This is a genomic window from Leptospira ainazelensis (genome assembly GCF_016918785.1).
Taxonomy (GTDB): domain Bacteria; phylum Spirochaetota; class Leptospiria; order Leptospirales; family Leptospiraceae; genus Leptospira; species Leptospira ainazelensis.
On record NZ_JAFFPT010000033.1, the window covers coordinates 21,978 to 41,659 of the forward strand.

The 19,682-nt window shown below is 42.5% G+C and carries 15 protein-coding genes; 3 read left to right on the forward strand and 12 right to left on the reverse strand.

All coding sequences use genetic code 11. The features are described 5' to 3' along the window. Positions 1–421: 421 nt before the first annotated feature. The 4 genes from JWG44_RS09240 to JWG44_RS09255 all read right to left on the reverse strand — a co-directional run bounded on the left by JWG44_RS09240 (position 422) and on the right by JWG44_RS09255 (position 3,625). The gene (locus tag JWG44_RS09240) at positions 422–979 is read right to left on the reverse strand and encodes an LIMLP_12425 family protein (protein ID WP_205274667.1); all 558 of its coding nucleotides are present in this window, start codon (positions 977–979) and stop codon (positions 422–424) included. Between the two features lie 6 nt (positions 980–985). After that, positions 986–1,588, reverse strand: a complete 603-nt coding sequence (locus JWG44_RS09245; protein WP_205274668.1) for an RNA polymerase sigma factor — start codon at positions 1,586–1,588, stop codon at positions 986–988. An 84-nt stretch (positions 1,589–1,672) separates the two neighbouring features. Beyond that, positions 1,673–2,032 (reverse strand): PilZ domain-containing protein, encoded by a 360-nt coding sequence (locus JWG44_RS09250; RefSeq protein WP_205274669.1) that lies wholly within the window; start codon positions 2,030–2,032, stop codon positions 1,673–1,675. 138 nt (positions 2,033–2,170) lie between these two features. Then, positions 2,171–3,625, reverse strand: coding sequence for an MBOAT family O-acyltransferase (locus JWG44_RS09255; RefSeq protein ID WP_205274670.1), 1,455 nt, complete (start codon positions 3,623–3,625; stop codon positions 2,171–2,173). 177 nt (positions 3,626–3,802) lie between these two features. Between JWG44_RS09255 and JWG44_RS09260 the strand changes: the two genes are divergently transcribed. Continuing rightward, complete coding sequence (locus JWG44_RS09260) at positions 3,803–4,408, forward strand: DUF3332 domain-containing protein (RefSeq protein WP_205274671.1); 606 nt, start codon at positions 3,803–3,805, stop codon at positions 4,406–4,408. 33 nt (positions 4,409–4,441) lie between these two features. Here the strand turns inward: JWG44_RS09260 and JWG44_RS09265 are convergent, their stop codons facing one another. The 4 genes from JWG44_RS09265 to JWG44_RS09280 form a co-directional block, all read right to left on the reverse strand. After that, positions 4,442–4,891, reverse strand: a complete 450-nt coding sequence (locus JWG44_RS09265; protein ID WP_205274672.1) for a DUF192 domain-containing protein — start codon at positions 4,889–4,891, stop codon at positions 4,442–4,444. 364 nt (positions 4,892–5,255) lie between these two features. Next, entirely contained in the window at positions 5,256–6,029 is a 774-nt protein-coding gene (locus tag JWG44_RS09270) for an enoyl-CoA hydratase-related protein (protein WP_205274673.1), read from the reverse strand. 8 nt (positions 6,030–6,037) lie between these two features. Next, a complete protein-coding gene (locus JWG44_RS09275; protein ID WP_205274674.1) occupies positions 6,038–7,420 on the reverse strand; it encodes a PP2C family protein-serine/threonine phosphatase in 1,383 nt (460 codons plus the stop codon). Next, positions 7,395–7,748 carry a hypothetical protein gene (locus tag JWG44_RS09280; protein ID WP_205274675.1) on the reverse strand — a complete coding sequence of 118 codons (354 nt, stop codon included), beginning with the start codon at positions 7,746–7,748 and terminating at the stop codon, positions 7,395–7,397. The genes JWG44_RS09275 and JWG44_RS09280 overlap by 26 nt, the downstream gene beginning before the upstream one ends. 159 nt (positions 7,749–7,907) lie before the next feature. Here JWG44_RS09280 and JWG44_RS09285 point away from each other — a divergent pair, with 159 nt between their 5' ends. Beyond that, entirely contained in the window at positions 7,908–8,951 is a 1,044-nt protein-coding gene (locus tag JWG44_RS09285) for a hypothetical protein (RefSeq protein WP_205274676.1), read from the forward strand. Positions 8,952–9,430: 479 nt separating this feature from the next. Here JWG44_RS09285 and JWG44_RS09290 read toward each other — a convergent pair whose 3' ends face one another. The 4 genes from JWG44_RS09290 to JWG44_RS09305 form a co-directional block, all read right to left on the reverse strand. Then, positions 9,431–9,844 (reverse strand): hypothetical protein, encoded by a 414-nt coding sequence (locus JWG44_RS09290; protein WP_205274677.1) that lies wholly within the window; start codon positions 9,842–9,844, stop codon positions 9,431–9,433. 70 nt (positions 9,845–9,914) lie between these two features. Continuing rightward, positions 9,915–10,550: a thiopurine S-methyltransferase gene (tmpT, locus tag JWG44_RS09295; RefSeq protein ID WP_205274678.1), complete on the reverse strand. Its 636-nt coding sequence runs from the start codon at positions 10,548–10,550 to the stop codon at positions 9,915–9,917. Between the two features lie 275 nt (positions 10,551–10,825). After that, positions 10,826–12,919: a methyl-accepting chemotaxis protein gene (locus tag JWG44_RS09300; protein WP_205274679.1), complete on the reverse strand. Its 2,094-nt coding sequence runs from the start codon at positions 12,917–12,919 to the stop codon at positions 10,826–10,828. Between the two features lie 34 nt (positions 12,920–12,953). Then, positions 12,954–14,486, reverse strand: coding sequence for an LA_0442/LA_0875 N-terminal domain-containing protein (locus JWG44_RS09305; RefSeq protein ID WP_205274680.1), 1,533 nt, complete (start codon positions 14,484–14,486; stop codon positions 12,954–12,956). A gap of 748 nt (positions 14,487–15,234) precedes the next feature. Here JWG44_RS09305 and JWG44_RS09310 point away from each other — a divergent pair. Continuing rightward, positions 15,235–19,677 carry a PAS domain S-box protein gene (locus JWG44_RS09310; RefSeq protein ID WP_205274681.1) on the forward strand — a complete coding sequence of 1,481 codons (4,443 nt, stop codon included), beginning with the start codon at positions 15,235–15,237 and terminating at the stop codon, positions 19,675–19,677. The last annotated feature ends 5 nt before the right edge of the window (positions 19,678–19,682 follow it).

Genomic DNA, 19,682 nt, shown 5'->3' on the forward strand with positions numbered 1-19,682 from the left:
GTGAGAGTTCCTACTTTTTAGAACAAAGTGGACTTCGTTGCACAAACGTGTGAGAGTTCCTACTTTTTAGAACAAAGTGGACTTCGTTGCACAAACGTGTGAGAGTTCCTACTTTTTAGAACAAAGTGGACTTCGTCGCACAAACGTGTGAGAGTTCCTACTTTTTAGAACAAAGCGGACTTTGTCGCACAAACGTGTGAGAGTTCCTACGTTTTAGAACAAAGTGGACTTCGTGCACAAAACGTGTGAGAGTTCCTACGTTTTAGAACAAAGCAGGCTTCGTCGCACAAACGTGTGTGAGTTCCTACTTTTTAGAACAGAGCAGGCTTCGTCCGTGCTTAGAAAAAGAAAGTCCGAAAAGACGTGCCGCTCCCAAAAAGAGCAGCGGAACGTTTCATCGATTCGGAAGGACTAAAAAAAACTATTTCCCTTGAGTCTTCTCGATAATTTTTCCGAGCTCTTCCGCAGTTCTGATGTCCCCTTTTTCAGAAAAATATCTCTGAAGAGAATCTAACGTCTTTTGAGCTTCTGCGTTTGAAGGAATTTGTTTGAGAAGGGCTTCGTCTATCGAAGATGAAAAGGAACCGGAAGAAGGAATATCCTTGAAACTTCCCGATTCATTCTGGTCAAAAACGGTTCCGGATCTTTCCGTTAAAGATGGGGACGAGGAAGAATGAAAGCGGTTGTAAGAAACGAATACGATTGCTAATGCCAGAACGGCAGAGAAAGAAAGTTGCAAACCACGATTGGAAAGAATGTTTTCTCGGATTCTTTCCCATCCTCTTTCGGGTTCAGGTTGTATCTGTTGGAGTTGATTTTTCAATCGGAGGGAGAATTCATCACTCAGCATGATCGAGCTGAGTTCTTTGTTTCTGAGTTCGGACATCGTCTTTACGAGAGAATTCTCTATCTTAAGCATATCCCCGTCCTCTTTTCTAAGAAAGAGCGGAACCTTGAATTTTGAATGGTAACTTTTCATCTTTTTCTACCTGAAGTATCCTTCACCCTTGCCGTCTTGTAAAATCAAATGTTTCAAGAATTCTTTTGCCTTAAAGAGTCTGCTCTTTACGGTTCCTACGTTAGTTCCCAGAACCTCTGCGATTTCAGCGTAGGACATTTCCTCGAAATATCTAAGTTCAATGACCTCTTTGTAAAGGTCTTCCAACTCGTTGATTTTGCTAATTAGATAGTTGGACTCATCACTAAGTTCAATTTTTTTTTCGAATCCGACTCTTTCATCCGTTACCTGATATTCCTTATCATCCATGGAATTCTCTTTAGCTCGTTTCCGTTTCGCTAACAAGTCCTTCGATTTGTTGACTACGATCCGATACAACCAGGTATACACTCCGGATTCCGCTCTAAAGTTACGAATGGAACGATATCCGGAAATCAAAGCGTCTTGAACGATATCTTCAGCGTCATCTCCGTCTTTCACCATAGAGATGGCTTTTCGATAAAGCCTCTCCCGGAATGGATTTACGAGCTGAATGTAGGCTTCGTCGTCGCCTTCTTTGATTTTTTTCAGAAGACCGATTTCGATTTCCCTCAAGGTCGGTTTTTTTGGAATGATTTGTTTTTGGTCCATGCTTGTAGAAGTTGAATCCTAAATTCAAGGATCCTTAAGTAAGCTGATATGGCAATCCGGAAAATAGAAGGAAAGAAGAATGGTTTAAGGATCCTGGAGGGAAAGATTGATTAGAACAAGCGTTTCGGTGAGAACCATAGGCGCTCGAAAACGAAGTCCATAGACGTATCGTAATTTATGATCAATTGTCTCCGGTCCCGACCAAACGATATCGCCTTCAAATTCGAGACGTCTGGCCGTTTTTTTTTCTATAACCGATCCGTAGACTGGCTCCGTTGGTTCCAGATCCTCTCCGTTAAAAATAAGACAAATGCCGGTTTCGGAAATATTTCCGAGTTTTGCATGAAGCGTGATCAAACCGAATTCGATTTGTATGATATAGTCTGCATAGACACCCGGATAGTAACGGTGGCTTCTCGGCTGCTGATCGGGATTTGCGGACATCCAGATCAGAGTTACGGTGGAATGGATGTTTGTCGAGAAGGATTTTCATTTTCAATTTCTACAACCGATCCATGTTTTTTAGCAAAACGAAACGTGTAAGCGAAGAATTATTGTTAGACGAAGCCGCCTCCTAAATGATCAAAACTGAAAGTAGATAAAGGGAACTTCTAAATCCGGAGTCAAAAGCGCCAACCCGACAAACAGTACAGGATAGAACGTAAACTCGAGCCACACTGGAACTTCCCAGTTTTTCTTTTTTTCAAAGATCAGATGACCAAGCCACTGCCCGATGATGACCGTGAGAATCACGGGAATTCCGGTCTTCAACATATACGGACGTAAACCTCCTTCCGTATAAACAAACATCGTCTTAAGCATAACCCATTCTTTTGTAAGGGACTCGGAGCGAAAACAGGTTCCTACCGCTACGGAAACGAAATTGGCCAAAAATATTTGAATCGGCGCCAAGATCTTTTCCGGAAGGATTTTGAAATCCGGAAAATGTTTCTCCTTGAAATTTCCGTACATCGCTTCGATCAAAAGAAGCGTTCCCTGACAACTCCCCCAAACGATAAAAGTCCAATTGGCTCCGTGCCAAAAACCCGCGATAAACATAGTAAACCAAAGATTGAATCTATGCCGAAACACACCGGCACGATTCCCGCCTAACGAGATATAGACGTAATCACGAAGCCAGGTCGAAAGAGTGATATGCCATCGCCTCCAGTATTCGGTGATACTTCTCGCTGTAAACGGCATCCTAAAGTTCTCGGGAAGTTCATAACCCAAAAGAAGCGCCGCAGAATACGCCATGTCAGTGTATCCGCTAAAATCACAATAGATCTGAATCATAAACAAAGTCGCCGCGAGCCAAAGTGCGGCGGTTCCGAAATTTTCCGGACGACCAAAGATCAAATCCACGATCGGAGAAACGTTATCCGAAATCACTACCTTCTTAATATAGCCGAGAATAAAAAAACGGATCGCAATTCGAAACGGAATCTCCGTCATATTCTTTACGGAATTCATCTGAGGAAGAAAGGTTCTGGCGGTGACGATCGGACCCGCGACAAGTTGAGGGAAAAACGAAACAAAAAGCGCAAATCTTAAAAAACTTTTTTCAGGAAGAATTTGACCTCGATAGACGTCTATCGTATAACTCAAAGACTGAAACGTATAAAACGAAATTCCAACCGGAAGAATGATGTTCAAAATCGGAAGAGAATTTCCGACTCCGAAAGTTCCCAGAAATAAATTGAGCGAATTCGCGAAGAAGTTATAATATTTAAAAAAACCGAGAATAAAGACGAGATTGAGAACCAAACTGATCGTGATGAGGAAGAACTTGGTTTCCTTGTTTTCACTTGCGTGTATCCTTTCGGCCAGCACGAAGTCGATGACGGTGGAAAGAAGAATCAGTCCCCCGAATCTCCAATCCCAACTCATATAAAAATAATAACTTACGATGAGGAGAAAACCGTGAGTGACGGTGAGAGATCTCGCGTCCTTCCCGAAAAAAAAGGGAATTAGATACCAGTAGATCAGGAATACGAAGACAAAAAATGCAAAAAATTCTAAAGTAGGAAAAAGCAAACTTCTACTCCCGATGTTCCTCTCATGTTTTTCCGAACCTGGATCCGGTCAAGGAATTATGAACGGTCCCCTTTTCCGCTCCCGCTTGAATTTCTCCCGTTTGAAAAAAGAAAAATCTTGCATAAAATTCGATTCAAGGATTCAATTCTCAGAAATCTGACCAAGGAGTTGTTTTTCATGCAACAAAATAAGTTTCGTAAGTCTCTCGTCGTTCTCCTCATTCCGATGATCACTCTGCTTTCATTTGCAAATTGTTTCGGAAAATTTGCGATCGTTAAAAAAGTGTATGACGTAAACGAAGGTTTCAATATCGGAAGCGGCCTACTCGCGAAGATTATCAAAACTTTGGTAATGTATTTCCCTTTCAGTATTCTCTACGCCGTCGGATTTTTCTTCGACATCATTCTGTTCAACCTCATCGAATTCTGGTCCGGAAGCAACCCGGTCGGTTACAATGAATATGATAAAGACGGAAAATACGTAAAAACTTTCGAAGAACAGGGCGAGAAACTGACTTTGACCTATTCTAATTTTGGAAGCAGACTGGATCTTCAGGTTGAAAAGGAAGGAAAAACACAATTCCTCTCCACTCTTCGTTCCGAACCCGGAAAGTTTTTCGTAGAAAAAGACGGAAAGCTCGAAGAAATCGCGGTGAGCGCTGAAACAATCGGTTCAAAGACCATTCTAAAAATGGCAGAACAAGGAAAACTGAAGTCCACTAAAGTAATCGAAACCAAAACGTTAAACGAATTGGAAGAGAAGTTGACCGCCGAAGCTCTCTAAGAATTTCAAAAGTAATCGGGGATTTTCCCCCGATTACTTTGCCGTCCTCACTCGATCCGGAATTTTCAATACTCCGAACTTACCGATGTTCCTTTTCGCAAACCATCCCTGATTGACTTCCAGAGCATACAAAACCTTTTCGCTCGAATGGTAAAGTTCCTTTGTCTGATTCGGCTTCATGTCGTGAATATCGGTGATTCTTTTGTCCCGATTAAAGTATGCGATGCTAAGGGGAATCCAAGTATTCTTCATCCAAAAACTCAAATAATCCGGCTCCGAAAAAACGAAGAGCATCCCCTCGTTTTCACCCATGGATTTTCGATACATCAGACCTCGGGCGCGATCTGAGGGATTACTCACGACTTCCACAAGAAGCGGATGTTCATCCACAAAGATCGTGATTTTTTCGATGTCTCTTGCGGTTACGTTGTATGAAACCGTGAAGAGAAAAAGGAGAAGGATTTTAGATCGAATTTGAAACATTTATTTCTATTCTCTTTTTTAAGAATTCCGGATTGAAAACGAAAGACAGATTCAGAAGAAAGGACCTTTCTTTTGCAAAGAATCGAAGTTCCGGAGCGTCTTCTCTTCTCCTCCAAGAGATTTAGAGAATATTCTTCAGACAAAAAACACGGGGAGGACCTTAAGAAAAATTCGTCGGAAGTACGACCGCACCGTAAAACTTACGCCCCACCCTGATCTTGGGTGGGGGGCGGGTGGTGGGAACAGCCGGAGAGACTTTTCTCTATCAGAAAATCAAAATCTTTCAAGCGAAAAAGCCCCCAATGAGACGGTCGGAACTACGACAACACCCGTGTCTTTGATTTTTTTTGCGTCCTCCGGGAGACTAAAAATTTGCCGGCCTTTTTTCTAAGAATGCGGTCATTCCTTCTTTTGATTGACCTCCGTCAAAACAGGCGCCGAAAGCTTTTTCTTCGATGGAAATTCCCTCTTTGAGAGAAACGTCCAGACCTTCTTGGATTGTTTTTTTCACTCTTTCGATCGCTTGTGGTCCTTTTTTCAGGATGGAATTCGCAATCATTTTACAAACTCCTAATAGATCGTCTCCCTCTTTGATGAGTTTGTTGAGAATTCCGATTCTATATCCTTCTTCTGCGGTGATCATCTCTCCAGTCAAAACGAGTTCGATCGCTCTTCCGTATCCGATCAATCTCGCGAGTCTCTGAGTTCCGCCGAATCCCGGGATGAGGCCGAGAGAAACTTCCGGCAATCCCAATTTCGCTTTTTCGGAACCGATTCTCATATCACATGCAAGTGTAAGTTCCATTCCTCCGCCTAACGCGAATCCGTTGATAGCGGCGATGGAAACGATTCTGGATTGATGCAGTTTTTGGAATACTGAATTTCCGAGTTTGGAAAATTCTTCCCCTTGAGCGATCCCAAGTTCTTTCATCTCGGCGATGTCGGCTCCGGCGACGAAGGCTTTTCCTTCACCGGTAAAAATCATCACTCGAATATTTTTATCTTTTTCCAAAGCGTCGATTTCTTGACCGATTTGGGTCAGAACTTCTTTGTTTAGCGCGTTGAGCGCGGACGGTCTTTGGATGGTAAGAATTGCGATTTGCCCTTCTTTGTTTACGTTGATTAATTTTTCACTCATTCTTTATATTACTCCACTTCCACGATGAGAAAGAGGGTGTCGTCCTCCAGTGTTACGTTTCCGAAAAAATTCTCCACCGCTTTCTGCACGTTTGCCTTAAAGACGATCAGATCCTTTTCGAATCGATTCTCATTCAATATTTCTAAGAGGCCTTCCGTTCCAAGCTGTTTTCCTTCCTCGTTCTTGTTTTCTATCAACCCGTCGGTATATAAGAAGAATCGATCCTCTTCTACGAGCGGAAGTTTTATCTGTTCCGCAATCGGCTTTTTGATTCCGAAACCGAGAATCGCACCTTCGGTCTCGATTTCATAAAATTCTTTCTTAAAAGATCCGTGAATCAAATACGGATGCCCCGCGTTGGAAAACGTGATCTCCTTGGAAATAAAATCCATAAACATATAGATCGCGGAAGCGTGATACGATTGAAACTGCTTTTGTAAGGAATCGTCTATATAATCCATCAAACGGGAAGGATGTACTTTAAGAATATAGGGCATCGTGGAAACCATGATCTTTACCATGGACGCGACCAAGGCCGACGCGATCCCGTGCCCCGCAATATCGGTTAAAAAGATACCGGTGTTTCCTTCCCGCAATTGAACGAAGTCGAAAAAATCTCCCCCGATATGATTCGGAGTAATCCTCATCACCTCGTATCGGATCCCTTTGATACTAAGCCGTCCCGGAAAAAGATTCTCCTGAACCTGTTTTGCAATCGTAAGATCCTGTTGAATGTATTTGTATTCCAGATCCAATTCGGAAGAAATCGAGATCAATCGTTTTACGATGATCACGGAAGAAGTTCCTATGACGATACAGAGTCCGTAAACTACGTCGGGAACAAAAAGAATTCTTGGAAACTCATCCAAACCAAGTTCGATTCTTTTGATCGAAACAAAAAAGATATGAAGAGCGATGGCGATGATTCCCGTAAAAAAACAGGATCCTTTTTTTAGACGAAACATCTGAAAAATCACGATAAGAGAGATGAGCAAAAAGTAATTATTATAAATCTGCAGGCTTTCCAAATCCTGAAAACTGTAAAAGGACTCGTGAAAAAGATTCATCATCAAAAAGATGATGGCGACGTTTGAAATTTGAATCACCGAAGAGAGAAATTTTTCCTGAAAGGAAAGAACCAAACTCATCACGTTGATCAAAAAGATGATTCCTAAATAAAGAACTCCCCTTTCCGAATTTCGAACTTCCGGAATCGCGAGAGTCGGATACATCGTAAAATGAAGAAGAAAAGCAAGTCGGATAAAGGACTGATCGATCCGAGTTTGATCCTTCCAAGCTTCCGCTTCGCTGTAGTTGAATTCCCTGTCAAAAAAAGTGAAGGGATTCAGAAAGCCGGATCTAAATCTACTGAATCGTTTTATCCAAGTCATACCGAGTGATTTCCGATCCGGAAAGATAGATTTTTAGATTCCAACCCGACTCCAGATACTTGTCTAATTTTTCCGATATTTCCAAGGCTTCCTTTTCCGTATTGACTCGAATGAAAAAAGAACCCGAGATCGCCTTATAATTGTAAGGAAAACGTTCGCTTAACAAAAGTGTGACTCTTAGATGATCGTTCCGCGTTTCGATCACGATATGAGAAACGTGTTTTCTATTGATGATTCTTTCATGGATCGGAAGACTCCAGGGATTGGTTTCCGCATTGGAAGATAAGGTCATAAAAAAAAACACAGGCAAAAGGAAATAGAACTTCATCGTTTCTGAATTTCCCGAGCCTGGGAACTTTGAGTCCAAATTTACAAGGCTCCCGGAATTGCGCAAACCATTCCGTTTGCCGCTTCCTTTTTTTTCCCAAATCATGAGTCTTCCGGTTTCGAGTTTACTTTTTTTCTGGACTCTGGAAAAATCTTTCCTATGCAATTATTTCCCCGCTATGTCTTGGAAAAACATTTCCGAATGTTCTGGATCGTATCCGTTTTTTTGGGGATTTTCTTTTGCAAGGAGACTCCGCATACAATGGGAAATAATCCTTATGCGGAACTCTTTTCAAATCATAAAATAACCGAAGTCGAGCGTTATACGCCCTCCAAGGGCTGGGAGACGAGAGTTTTCAGTTTAGATCCGGACGAACAAAACTTCATCCAGGAAATGAATCGAATCGACGGATTCCTAGATTCTCCGCAACCGGAATCGAATCTCGAACTCTGGAAAAATCGTCTATTCACTGTTAGAAAGAATCTTCCGGATTCCGTAAATTCCATCTTGGACGAATCACTCTATCGTGTGATTCTTTGTAAGAATTTAGGCGGAACGGGCCTTACTAGTTTTGTATACGATTCCCGAGGTCCGGTCGGCGGAGTCGTGTTTTTGGACACGGAAATGCTGAAGCAGACTGCAAACGATTGGATCACAAAAAAGGAAAATTCTCCCTTTCGATCTAAGAACACGAAAATTTCGGTCCAAATCGAATCCGCAAGCCGAAACGATATCGAACACGCCACCGAATACATCCTTCTACACGAGATCGGCCATATAGTTTCCGTCCGTGAAAAAATCGTGCCGGATTTTCGTTCGAAAGAAAGGGATTTTAGTACTTTTGAATTTTCTAATGGAGTTTGGTCCGGAGAATCGGAAAGCTCTTTTGATTCGGTTTATCCCCTGCGTAAAAAAGTTAAGTTTTATACAAACGAACCTATGGATCTTGAAACCAATTGGAATCAAATCTATCCGGCTTTAGCAAAAACTCCCTTCCCTACCCTCTATTCAGCGACCAACGGAGATGATTTTTTCGCGGACTCCTTTGTTTCGTATGTGCATTCAGTCCTTCAAAAAAAAGTCTGGCGTTTGGAAATTCTCAAGGATAAAAAAACGGTTTTCGAAATGAAAAACGGAATCCTTGAAGAACGTTGTCGCAAACAAAAGGAATTCTTAGATCGTCTGTTTCAAAAGAAACGTTAGGCGTTTTTGACGTCGGAATAGAATTTCTTTCCGCAATCTTTCTGTGCGACTTTTGCCGAATTCACTTCCGCTTTGTTCGTCGAAATCTCAGGATAAATCTGTCGGAGTTACGACGGCCTTTTCGTAAAAGCCGCGCGCCCCACCCTGATTGGGTCATAACCTTACCCGCAAGTGGGTTGAATCTTTAAAAGAATCTGTCGGAACAACGACAATCCTCCGTGAAACGAAATCCCCGCCCTGTTTTTGGGTGGCGGGGCGGGTGGTGGGAAGCTCCGGAGATTTTCCTATATCACAGAATCATAATTTTGCAAGGAATATTTTCTCTCAGAGTTTTGCGGGAACTCCTACAAAACTTCCGGATTGAGATCCTTCTTCATTCTAAATAACTTTTTAACTTGCGGGTAAGGTGATAGACAATTGTGATTCTAAATCCTATTACGGTTTTCCGTATATTCGATTTAACGCCTCTAACGCAAAACTCACTTCTCGAGAATGATCCATCTTCCCGCGATATAACTCATCGGAAGATACGCGCAAACAAGATCCAAAACGATAAACCAAGTCGGAGAAGGAAGCATAAGAATATTCGCGATTCCCCCCGCCAAAAAAAAGAAACCGATCACAAACGCAAATTTCGCTTTATGATTGATACAAAAAATAGCGGTAACAATGGAACCCGTAAACGTTCCCAGGGCATGAGCCAAAAACGGGAAGATAAAATGTTTTGGCTGAAATAAATGGATAGACGCTTTCAGGCCTTCCATCGTAGTCACATCCGCTCCCTCCGGAGCCGGAATGATATGGCCGCTGACGGTGATCAACCCCATATTGACCACACTTCCTAAGATCAAACCTGCAAAGACCGAGAGAATGTTTCTGAGAGTTGAATTCATTTTTCTATTTCCTTTTATCGTGAAATTTTTAAAAGACTTTTGATCGAGAGAATCCTCGTTCAAATCGGGATCAATCCCTTTGTAACAGCCAAATATTTTCCTTAGCGGGATATTTTTTCAATCCTCCCGTCACTTCTTTACTCGTCAGCAAATTTAACTTGTATTGATTTGAATAGTGTCGTCTGACTTCTTCGTCTTGAACGGAAAAAGGAGGTCCGTCCATTAGGCTTTGATCATATTCGTAACAGATCAACAACTGCGGCGGTTTTCCCGTAATCTCCATCAAATGATTCGTATAACGAGTTCGCATTTCCTCCGGAAGAGCGACGAGCGCCGCCCTATCGTAAATCGCGTCGACCTGACCCAGAATAGGACTCGACAATTGAAAAATATCACCCGCAAAAATGTCGATATCTTCGGCGCTATAAAGATCCAATTCGCCGGTTTTTTCAATTTTCGGTTCCACTCCAAGTTCGGCAAACAATTGTTCGACGGCGATCTTGCTGAGTTCGGCTCCCGCGACACGATAACCTTTCGAAAGCAACCATGGAATATCGAGGGTCTTTCCGCATAACGGCACAAATACGCGACTCCTCTCGTTTAAATTTAATTCTTTAAAATACTCGACTAAAAACGGATTGGCTTCGTATCCGTGAAACGCGATCTCATTCTTACTCCACCTCTGGTGCCAAAAATTCGGTTCCATAAAAACCTCTATCAGTTTATTGTAATCAATTCACCCGTTTTCAAAAGAGTAAAGCGGGATTTACGGAGTTGGTAGGAAGTTTTATCGGGAAACTTCCCGGCGGAGTTTTCAAGATCGGAATCGTCGCGACTATTTTTAGATACAAAAGAATAGTATAATATACGCTATCGCAAAAACTTTTTTTTTGAAAAGTATCGTTTTAAAACCCGCTCGTCGAATACAAAAAGGGAACGTTGAAGTTACGATTCTCCCTTCCCTTATTGTAAGGCTTTGAATCAGCTCTTTTCGTTTTCCGAAATTTTAAACTTGTCGATCAAACGAAGAAGTCCTTCGGATTGTGTGTGCATATTTCCGGAAAATCCCGTGAGATCGTCCGCACCACTCGCAATATCCTGAGTTCCTTCCGAAATACTGACGATCGTCTTTGTGATTTCTTCCGAAGCGCGCTTTTGCTCTTGGACGGCTTCTTCTATCTGAAGACTAAAACTCATAAGAGAACTTGCGCTCTGATGAATCTTTTCCGTATTCTTTTCCTGAGTGTTGACGGAATCCAAAACGTTCTTAGCCGAGACTCCGAACATGTCCACGGAGGTTCTTAACTTTGCAAGAATTCCGGACGCTTCCTTAACTTTGCTCGTTCCGTTCATTACCGCGCGGTTCGTAGATTCCACGAGCTGCCCGATCTCCTGAACGCTATTGGAAGTCTGGGAAGCCAGTTTGGAAATCTCTTCGGCTACGACCGCGAATCCTTTTCCCGCCTCTCCGGCTCTGGCGGCTTCGATCGCGGCGTTTAACGCGAGTAAGTTGGTCTTTTCCGAAATATCGGTGATGATGGAAAGAATTTCGTTGATTCTTGAGGCGCTGTCTCCGATTTCATCCATCGCTTTCGTGGATTGATTCATAGAACTTTCACCCGTTGTCGCCTGTTGTTGCGATTCTCCGGCGAGCGATGCAAGGGATTTCATCTCTTCGTTGATCCTTGCGATTTGTTCTTTGAGAAGAATCACGTTTCCATCGATGTCCTTCATGTGCGAAATCGCTTTCACCATCGAATCTCCGACGTTTTCCGCCGAAGCCGCGAGTTCTTCGATGGCCGCTGAAGATTCTTCCGATGCCGAAGCCTGTTCCTGCGCGACGTCGTAAAAATTCTTGGATGACTCGGCCATTTTATCCGAAGTCGAATTTAAGGATTCGGAAGAACCCTTGATCTCAAAAATAATTCCTTTTATGTTATTCTTCATTTGATCCAAGGATTGAAGCAACTTTCCGATTTCATCGGTTCTTTCGTAGCCGTTATTTACTACAAGATTCCCGGACGCGATTTCTTCCGAAAAAGAGATCGCGGCGTTGATTCCTTTTGTAATCAGTTTTTGGAATATTAGATTTAATACGATTACGATGATAATCATCGTGATCAAAGATGAAGCCACGGTTTCTAAGATAATCCGTCCCAAATTCTTCCAAAATACGCTGTCGGGAACGCTGACTTCCAAAATCCATTTCTTATCGTAATTTCCCAATAAAAACGAATAGAAAAAATGAGTAGCTCCGTCTCTTTTGAGAATCTGAAGTTCCTGTTTTTTACTTCCTTCAAGAATCGTTTTCTTCCATTCAGGATCTTGAATATCCTTTCCGACCAATCCCGGTTCCTGACCGTTTGCCGCGTAAAAACCGCCCGGCGAAATCAAACTCAGATATCCTTCTCCTTGATAGGGACGGATCGGAGCAAGCATCTTCTGCATATTCTCCATCGTGATATCCATTCCCACAACTCCGACCACCTGACCCGACCTTCGAACGGGTTTTACGACCGAGATCATCAGAATTTCTTTTCCGGAAACCGGATAAGCGAACGGATCCGCGATAAAATCAATTCCCGTTTTTTTGGGAATATTGTAAAAGTATCCGCTCGCATCCTGATTTTCGTAGTAAATCACAGGCTCTAAGACAAGCGGTTTGTCCGGTCCCGCCGCTTTGTTGATATAAGGAATAAATCTTCCAGTGGCGTCATAGCCCGTTTTGTTTTTATACTGAGCGTCTTTAGAATCGAATTGCCCCGCTTCGAACACAGACCAAGCACCGAAATAATTCGGATCCGTCCTCGCAAGATCCTTCAAGGTTTCGATCGTCTCTTCTCTGCTCGGTCTTGCGTGGGAAAGTTGAAATTCCAACCCTCTCAAACCTCCGAGCGCATTATCAAAAAAATCCTGAACTTCAAAAGCGTATCGCGATGCGACTAACGAAGAGGAACCCCTGATATCTTCCGTAAGTTTAAAATATGTGGTAATCGTATTGACCGTTGTGATCGCAATACTACCCGCCAATAAAACGAGAGAAAGATATAACGAAATTCTAAACCGTATGCTCATGATGTTCCTGAATCAATTTGTCTTTTTATTTTTTTTAAAAGCTGTGCGAAAAGCCGATACTAAACCAAAACAAATGAGCCGGAATTTTCTGCAACAAATACGATTCTCGTATCATCTGTCTTAAGGATCCGTCGCCCGCATCGGGAATCAGCGGACTGCTCGCGATTTGATCGAGTAGATACTGATTTACCGGACCGTTCACCTTGGAAGGATCCACGATCAGACCGTCTTTCGTATTACGGTTCACAAATCCACCGGTAGCTCCGTAGTAATTATCGGTGTCATACATATATAAATTCGGTCTGTAGACGTGATTCCCCTTGATAAAGAACTTTCCAAAATAGAAAGTCACACTACTCGTGATATCCTGAATCCCGTTGCGATTGTCTACGATGTTGTTCGACATCGCGTAGCCGATATTGACGGCGGGAGTGATTCTAAAAAATTTCTCGCTGAAATATTCGTGACTCATGTAAAGGGAGAGGTAGTTCTTACCCGCCATCAAACCGGCGTTTTCCTGACTCATCTGAGTATAAAAGGAGATGGTAGGAGTCACGTAGGAAAGAAACGGAAGTTGCCAGAAGATATAATATTCCTGCCAAGCAAGCCGTGTCACTTGATTGGAAGTGTTGTTCGAACTCGTAACACCTTGCGCCGCAAGAGAATTGTATCCTCCCAAAGGAGCAGAAACATAACCGGGGTTTTTATTAAACGTATTGTAGAACCAAGTTCCTACGGTAAACTTACCCCAGCTCGTTTTTTCAAACGTATAATAAAACGCGTAGAATAAACCGTCCGCGCGTTTCATACCGTTTTGTTCTTTGTAAGGTCGAGGCGCCAAACCGCCGCAGGTAGGGCCGGTCGTATAATTCCCGTTCATCACGTTTGACTGAGTTTCATAAACACAACTTTGATTCGCCAAATCAGGATTAGGCGCCGTAAAGGGAAGCCCTTGTCCGGGATACGCAGGACCGGCGCCGCCGGGAGAAAGTTGAAAACGTCCGTCGCTGTCTCGGTCGTTTCTTTCGTTCAACTGGAAATTACCCCAAAACTGAACCATAAAACCTTTTAGCGGAGTATTGATATTGATCGTAGGCTGGTAGGACGGAACAAACGTAGTGGAAGGATAACTTTCGTTTCTTCTTCGATTCGCCATTTCGCCGGAGAAACTCAAACCCCGCCAGATAAAGTCGGTAACGATCTCGTGAGTAACGTCGATCGTCGTATCCTTTCCCTGAGAACCGGCGTGAGGCGGTTCCCTTTCGATAGGCGCCGCAATTCCCGCATACGGATTCGACTCTCCTTTGGAAGACGCCGAGGGCTTATCGGATACGATCGTATTCTTCCCTTTGTCCTGAGCTTTTTCGTAAGTCACGCTGAAGACCGCGTCTTTATTGATGTAACGTATGAAGTCTTCGTCATGCGCGAGAAGAACTTTTTCATCGTCTTCCAAAATCACTTTACCGCGATAGATCAATCCGCTTTTTAAACGTACTATATCGGCGGCGATAAGAGAAGATGTAAAGAGGGAGAGAAGAAAAAACAAAAGAACCACATTCGATCTCATAAAACTTCCAACCTTATCAATTTTTTATTTCCAAATTTTCAAATTATCAAGCAGAAATGAATTCCTATCCAAAGTTCATCGTCTTAATAACATCCGGGAAGAATAACAGAAACAGAAAACTGGGAGAAGAATCAACTAGGAAAAAACTTTTTCTTTCGACGAAACACAATTAGACGATCTTTCAAAAGCAGAAACTTTAAGCGCAAAACAATCGAATTGAATTGAGACAAAATTGCGTCTTTTTTGAGCAAAATTCTCTAAAAGTTCAACGGCGTTTTAGAAAGAAGCATTATACTCTTAGAAAGGAGCTCCGATCGGATCTTGACGGTTCAAAAGCGTCCGAATACGGAAGAATCGGCTTCGGATCGTCGAAAAGACAGCAAATTCTAAAATTGAAACTTTAATAAAAATGGAAAAAAGAATTTGGATGGATTGAATTTCTGAAACGATTTAAATCTGAAATTCCGAAAGATATCTTTCTCCCTTGTATTAGAAAAATGATAATTCACTCATATTTAAGACATAAGCGGACGATCAAAGTTTCTCCCAGATCGAAACCTTTATCGCAAACGGGACGGACTCCATTCTTATATCCTATCATAACAAACGCGGTTTACCTTTACGATTTTGTTTCGAACGTTCTTTTTCCGAGTTTTGTTTCCCAAAAAAAAGATTTTTTAGTGAATTATAAAATCCTAATCTGTTTTCGTTCTTCAGTTTTTAGAATCGGATTTAGGGAAGAGCCGTTATGAATAACGAGACAGATTCTTTCGGAAGTTTAAAAAAAGAATTGGAAGAATCCAGACTTCGGATTCATTCTCTGGAAAATCAACTTCGTGAAAACGAATTCTTAAAAGATTCCCTCCGAAAAGCCGAAAAAAGAATTTCTCAGATCATCGAAAATTCTCCGGACGCGATCGTAATCCTGAATATGGAAACCGGAAAGTTTCAATCCGTCAATCAGAGAGCCTCCGATTTATTCGGATATTCTCTTGAAGAATTTCAGACGATCGGCCCGGTTGCGATCAGTCCCCGTTTTCAAGAGGACGGAAGAACGAGCGAAGAAGCCGCAATAGAATATCTCAAAAGAGCGAGTCAAGGTGAGTTAGTCACCTTTGAATGGCTTCACCGTTCCAAATCGGACGAAATCATTCCTTGTGAGGTTCGGCTGATTTCTCTTCCTGGAGAAAGTCTGCTCATTCGCGGAAGTATCCTGGACATTCGGGATCAGAAAAAAATCCAAGACGAACTCAAAAAAAATCAGAAACGTCTGGAATCCGCCATTTACGGAGGAGAACTCGGACTTTGGGAATGGGATATTCCGACTAACGGGAATACATACAACGACTATTGGGCTGAGATGTTAGGTTATAAACTGGACGAACTCGCTCCGCACGTCGACACTTGGAAATCCCTACTTCATCCGGAAGATCTTCCCTTAGCGGAACAAGCCCTGGAGAGATATATGTCCGGAGAAACTCCGGTCTACGAATGCGAGTTCCGCTTAAAATGTAAGGACGGTTCTTGGAAGTGGATCCTTACCGTCGGAAAACTGCAGGACTTCGACTCGAACGGAAAACCACTCAAGATGTACGGGATCCACGCGGATATCGATCGTAGAAAAAAAGTCGAACAACAATTGAGAGAAAAAGAAGCCGCTCTTTCCCGTTCTCAAAAGTTGGCCGGAATCGGCTCTTGGGAATACGATCTTGCCGAAGAAAAGATGCTTGTCTCCGAATATCTCGGCAAAATTTACGAACTGGAGAATTTATCCTCAAAGGGCGTCTACGGTATAGAACTCGTCCATCCGGATGATCGGGCCAGAGTGCAGAAGTATTTCATTGACGCGGTCAAAAACGGATACATTCGTGAAATTGAATATAGAATCGTAACGTCTTCGGGAAAAACTAAAACCATCCTCAATCAAAGCGAACTGATCTCCGACGAAAAAGGAGAACTAAAAAAAATTATCGGTTCGATTTTGGACGTCAGTGAAAAAAGAAAAAGTGAAAGACTTCTTCAATACCGTCTAGGTTTCGAAACCCTAACGACAAAAGTTTCGAGCGAAATCATCAACCTTCCTTCCCGTGAAATTCCTCAGACCATCCAATCGAGTCTGGAAAAACTTTCCCTGTTTCTCAATATGCAAAGAGGAAATATCGTCCTCTACGATTCGAAATACACTACCAGAAAGGTAATCTATGAATGGATTCATCCAAAATCAAAAATACAAAAAGAAAATCTAAATCAGATCGAAACGATCGATCCAAACAGTTATATTACGGGAGAAATGAAGGCTGGAAGAATCGCAAAAATTGAAAAACTGGAAGACCTTCCTTTCGGTACAAATTCCGATCGCGATCTTTTTCTCAGAAACGGATTTCAATCCTTTCTCGCAATCCCTTTGATGATCGGGGGAACGTTAAAAGGAAGACTCGGTTTCGGATCCGAAAATATCGGAATCGAAAAAGAACCCGATCTCGATCGTCTGGAAAATCAACTTTTGAGAAATTTCGCGGAGATCATCATCAATGCGCTGGAAAGAAAAAGAGTGGAAGACGAATTAAAACAGGAAAGAGACCTACTCTCCTCCATCACTGAAAACAGCGCGACTTCGATCACGGTCATGGACACGGAAGGCAAAATCCTGTATGCCAATAAAAGTTCGGAACACGTTTTAGGAGTCGAAATTTCGGAGATTACTTCCAGAACTTACAATTCCCCAAAATGGGAAGCGAAGTCGCTCGACGAAGGAGAATGGAAAGATGAAGACCAACCGTTTACACAGGTGATGAAAACGGGAGAGCCGGTCTACGATATTCGACACGCGATAGCGACCTCGAGCGGAGAAGTTAAATATCTTTCGATAAACGGTTCACCGGTAAAAAATCAAAGGGGAGAAATCCAATCCCTTGTATTTTTAATTACCGATATAACGGAAAACGTCTTAAGAGAAAGAGCCCTCAAGGCGAGTGAAGAACGATACAGAACCGTAGCCGAACAAACCGGAAGTATCGTCTACGACTACGATATCTCCACCGGAAAAGTGACCTGGGCAGGCGCCGTTTTTTCACTCACCGGTTTTAAACTGGAAGAATTCCAAAATTTTAATATAGATAAACGGTTGGAATCCATACACCCGAAGGACCTCGATCGGGTTCTGCGCGAATTGGAAGAATCGATGGCAAAACACTCCAAGTTTCGTTCCATTTACAGTTTTAGAACCAAATACGGAGGATATATCCTAGTCGAAGACAGGGGAATCTTTCTCTATGACGGAAACAATCAGCCCTTTCGTATGCTCGGGGCGATGATCGATATCGCCGAAAAGAAAAAAGCTGAAGAGATGTTAAAAGACAGCGAAGAACGGCTTCGTCTCGCACTCAACGCGGCGAATATGGGAAACTGGAGTTGGGATATAAACGAAGATAAAATCACTTGGTCCGAAAAGGCGTTTCAAATTTTTAGAACTGAATCCTCCCGATTCAAGGGCAATCTCAACGCGTTATCGGATCTGACACATCCGGAAGACAAACCTCTTTTGGAGAAAACCCTTAAAAATCTTCTCAACGGTAAAAATCCGGAAGACGACTATTACTTTCAACATCGGTTAATCCTGCCCAACGACGAACTCGCTTGGATCGAATCCAAAGGAAAACTATATCGGGATCGGAATTTTCAACCCTTGCGGATCGTAGGAACCGTCACCGATATCACCGAAAGAAAAAAAGCCGAAGAAGAACTCAAAACTTCCGAAATGAGATTCCAAACATTCTACCAGTTTTCAAACGAAGCGATCATCTTATTAGAAAAAGGTAATATTCTAATCAACGATTCAAATCCCGCGTTTCAAAAGTTATTCGGATATTCCGCGAAGGAAGCGGCGGGTTTGAATTTGATTCGTCTTCTTTCCATAAGCTCCCTCAAGGATCTGAGAAAAAGAAACTTTTCTCTGGGAGGAAAGGATTCGGCGGAAATCGTCGCAAAAAAAAAGAACGGGACTTTTTTCCCCGCAATCGTAAGCGTAAGGACTTTTATCAACAAAGGAAAGATTTTCTACTCGATCAACGTAATCGACACTTCTCCGTTTAAGGAAGCTGAAGAACTCAGAATCGTGAACAACGAAATTCGAGTGAGGAACAGACTCATCGAAATCCAAAAAACGGAATTGGAAAATACGTTGGAGAATTTGAAAAAGACCCAATCTCAACTGATCCAATCCGAAAAGATGGCGGCGTTGGGGCAATTGATGGCAGGGATCGCTCACGAAATCAACAATCCGATCGGAGCAGTCCAAGCCTCCAACCAAAACATTCAGGAATGTCTCAATCGATTTCGTTCCCTTCTCCCCGACGTACAGATAGCGATGGGTTCTCTCAATTCCGAATCGAGGGAATTGTTCGCCGAATTTATTGAAAAAGCGATTTCGAGCAACGATCACTTTACGGGGATGGAACAGAGAAACCGCAAAAAAGCTATCACAAGCGTATTAGAATCTTTTAAAATACCGACGCGTCTGGCCGTATCCTACGCGGATACGTTAGTCGATATGGGGTTAGGTGATTTACCCGCAAAATTCGTTCCCCTTCTGCTTTTGGAACAATCCGAAATGATTTTGGAATATTCTTCTTTGGAATCCTTCTTTTTTAGGAACACAAAGACGATCCAGGTCGCGGTGGATCGAATTTCTAAAATTCTTTACGCTCTCAAAAACTTCTCCCATTTTGATATCGCGGGAGAAAGAATCCTCGCTTCGGTCAAGGACACGATCGAAACGGTTCTTACGATCTATCATAACCAACTCAAAAAAGGAGTGGATCTACAAAAGGATTTCGAGGAGGTTCCCCCTATTCTTTGTTTTCCGGACGACCTCCTTCATATCTGGACGAACCTCATCTACAATTCTTTGCAGGCGATGCAGTTCAAAGGAACGATCTTAATTCGATTAAAAAGAATGGATAAAGAGTTGATGGTGGAAGTCAAGGACAACGGACCCGGCATTCCTTCGGAAATTCAGGAAAGAATTTTCGAACCGTTTTTTACCACAAAAGCCCCCGGAGAAGGAAGCGGTCTCGGACTCGATATCGTGAAAAAGATCGTACAAAAACACAACGGAAAGATCGAATTGGAAAGTATTCCGGGAATGACTTCGTTTAAGATTTATCTCCCGATTCTTACCCAAAGCGCCTAATCGAT

Coding starts and splice junctions, on each gene's coding strand:
- JWG44_RS09240 (WP_205274667.1), bottom strand. CDS start 979: ATGAAAAGTTACCATTCAAAATTCAAGGTTCCGCTCTTTCTTAGAAAA.
- JWG44_RS09245 (WP_205274668.1), bottom strand. CDS start 1,588: ATGGACCAAAAACAAATCATTCCAAAAAAACCGACCTTGAGGGAAATC.
- JWG44_RS09250 (WP_205274669.1), bottom strand. CDS start 2,032: ATGTCCGCAAATCCCGATCAGCAGCCGAGAAGCCACCGTTACTATCCG.
- JWG44_RS09260 (WP_205274671.1), top strand. CDS start 3,803: ATGCAACAAAATAAGTTTCGTAAGTCTCTCGTCGTTCTCCTCATTCCG.
- JWG44_RS09265 (WP_205274672.1), bottom strand. CDS start 4,891: ATGTTTCAAATTCGATCTAAAATCCTTCTCCTTTTTCTCTTCACGGTT.
- JWG44_RS09270 (WP_205274673.1), bottom strand. CDS start 6,029: ATGAGTGAAAAATTAATCAACGTAAACAAAGAAGGGCAAATCGCAATT.
- JWG44_RS09275 (WP_205274674.1), bottom strand. CDS start 7,420: ATGACTTGGATAAAACGATTCAGTAGATTTAGATCCGGCTTTCTGAAT.
- JWG44_RS09280 (WP_205274675.1), bottom strand. CDS start 7,748: ATGAAGTTCTATTTCCTTTTGCCTGTGTTTTTTTTTATGACCTTATCT.
- JWG44_RS09285 (WP_205274676.1), top strand. CDS start 7,908: ATGCAATTATTTCCCCGCTATGTCTTGGAAAAACATTTCCGAATGTTC.
- JWG44_RS09290 (WP_205274677.1), bottom strand. CDS start 9,844: ATGAATTCAACTCTCAGAAACATTCTCTCGGTCTTTGCAGGTTTGATC.
- tmpT (WP_205274678.1), bottom strand. CDS start 10,550: ATGGAACCGAATTTTTGGCACCAGAGGTGGAGTAAGAATGAGATCGCG.
- JWG44_RS09300 (WP_205274679.1), bottom strand. CDS start 12,919: ATGAGCATACGGTTTAGAATTTCGTTATATCTTTCTCTCGTTTTATTG.
- JWG44_RS09305 (WP_205274680.1), bottom strand. CDS start 14,486: ATGAGATCGAATGTGGTTCTTTTGTTTTTTCTTCTCTCCCTCTTTACA.
- JWG44_RS09310 (WP_205274681.1), top strand. CDS start 15,235: ATGAATAACGAGACAGATTCTTTCGGAAGTTTAAAAAAAGAATTGGAA.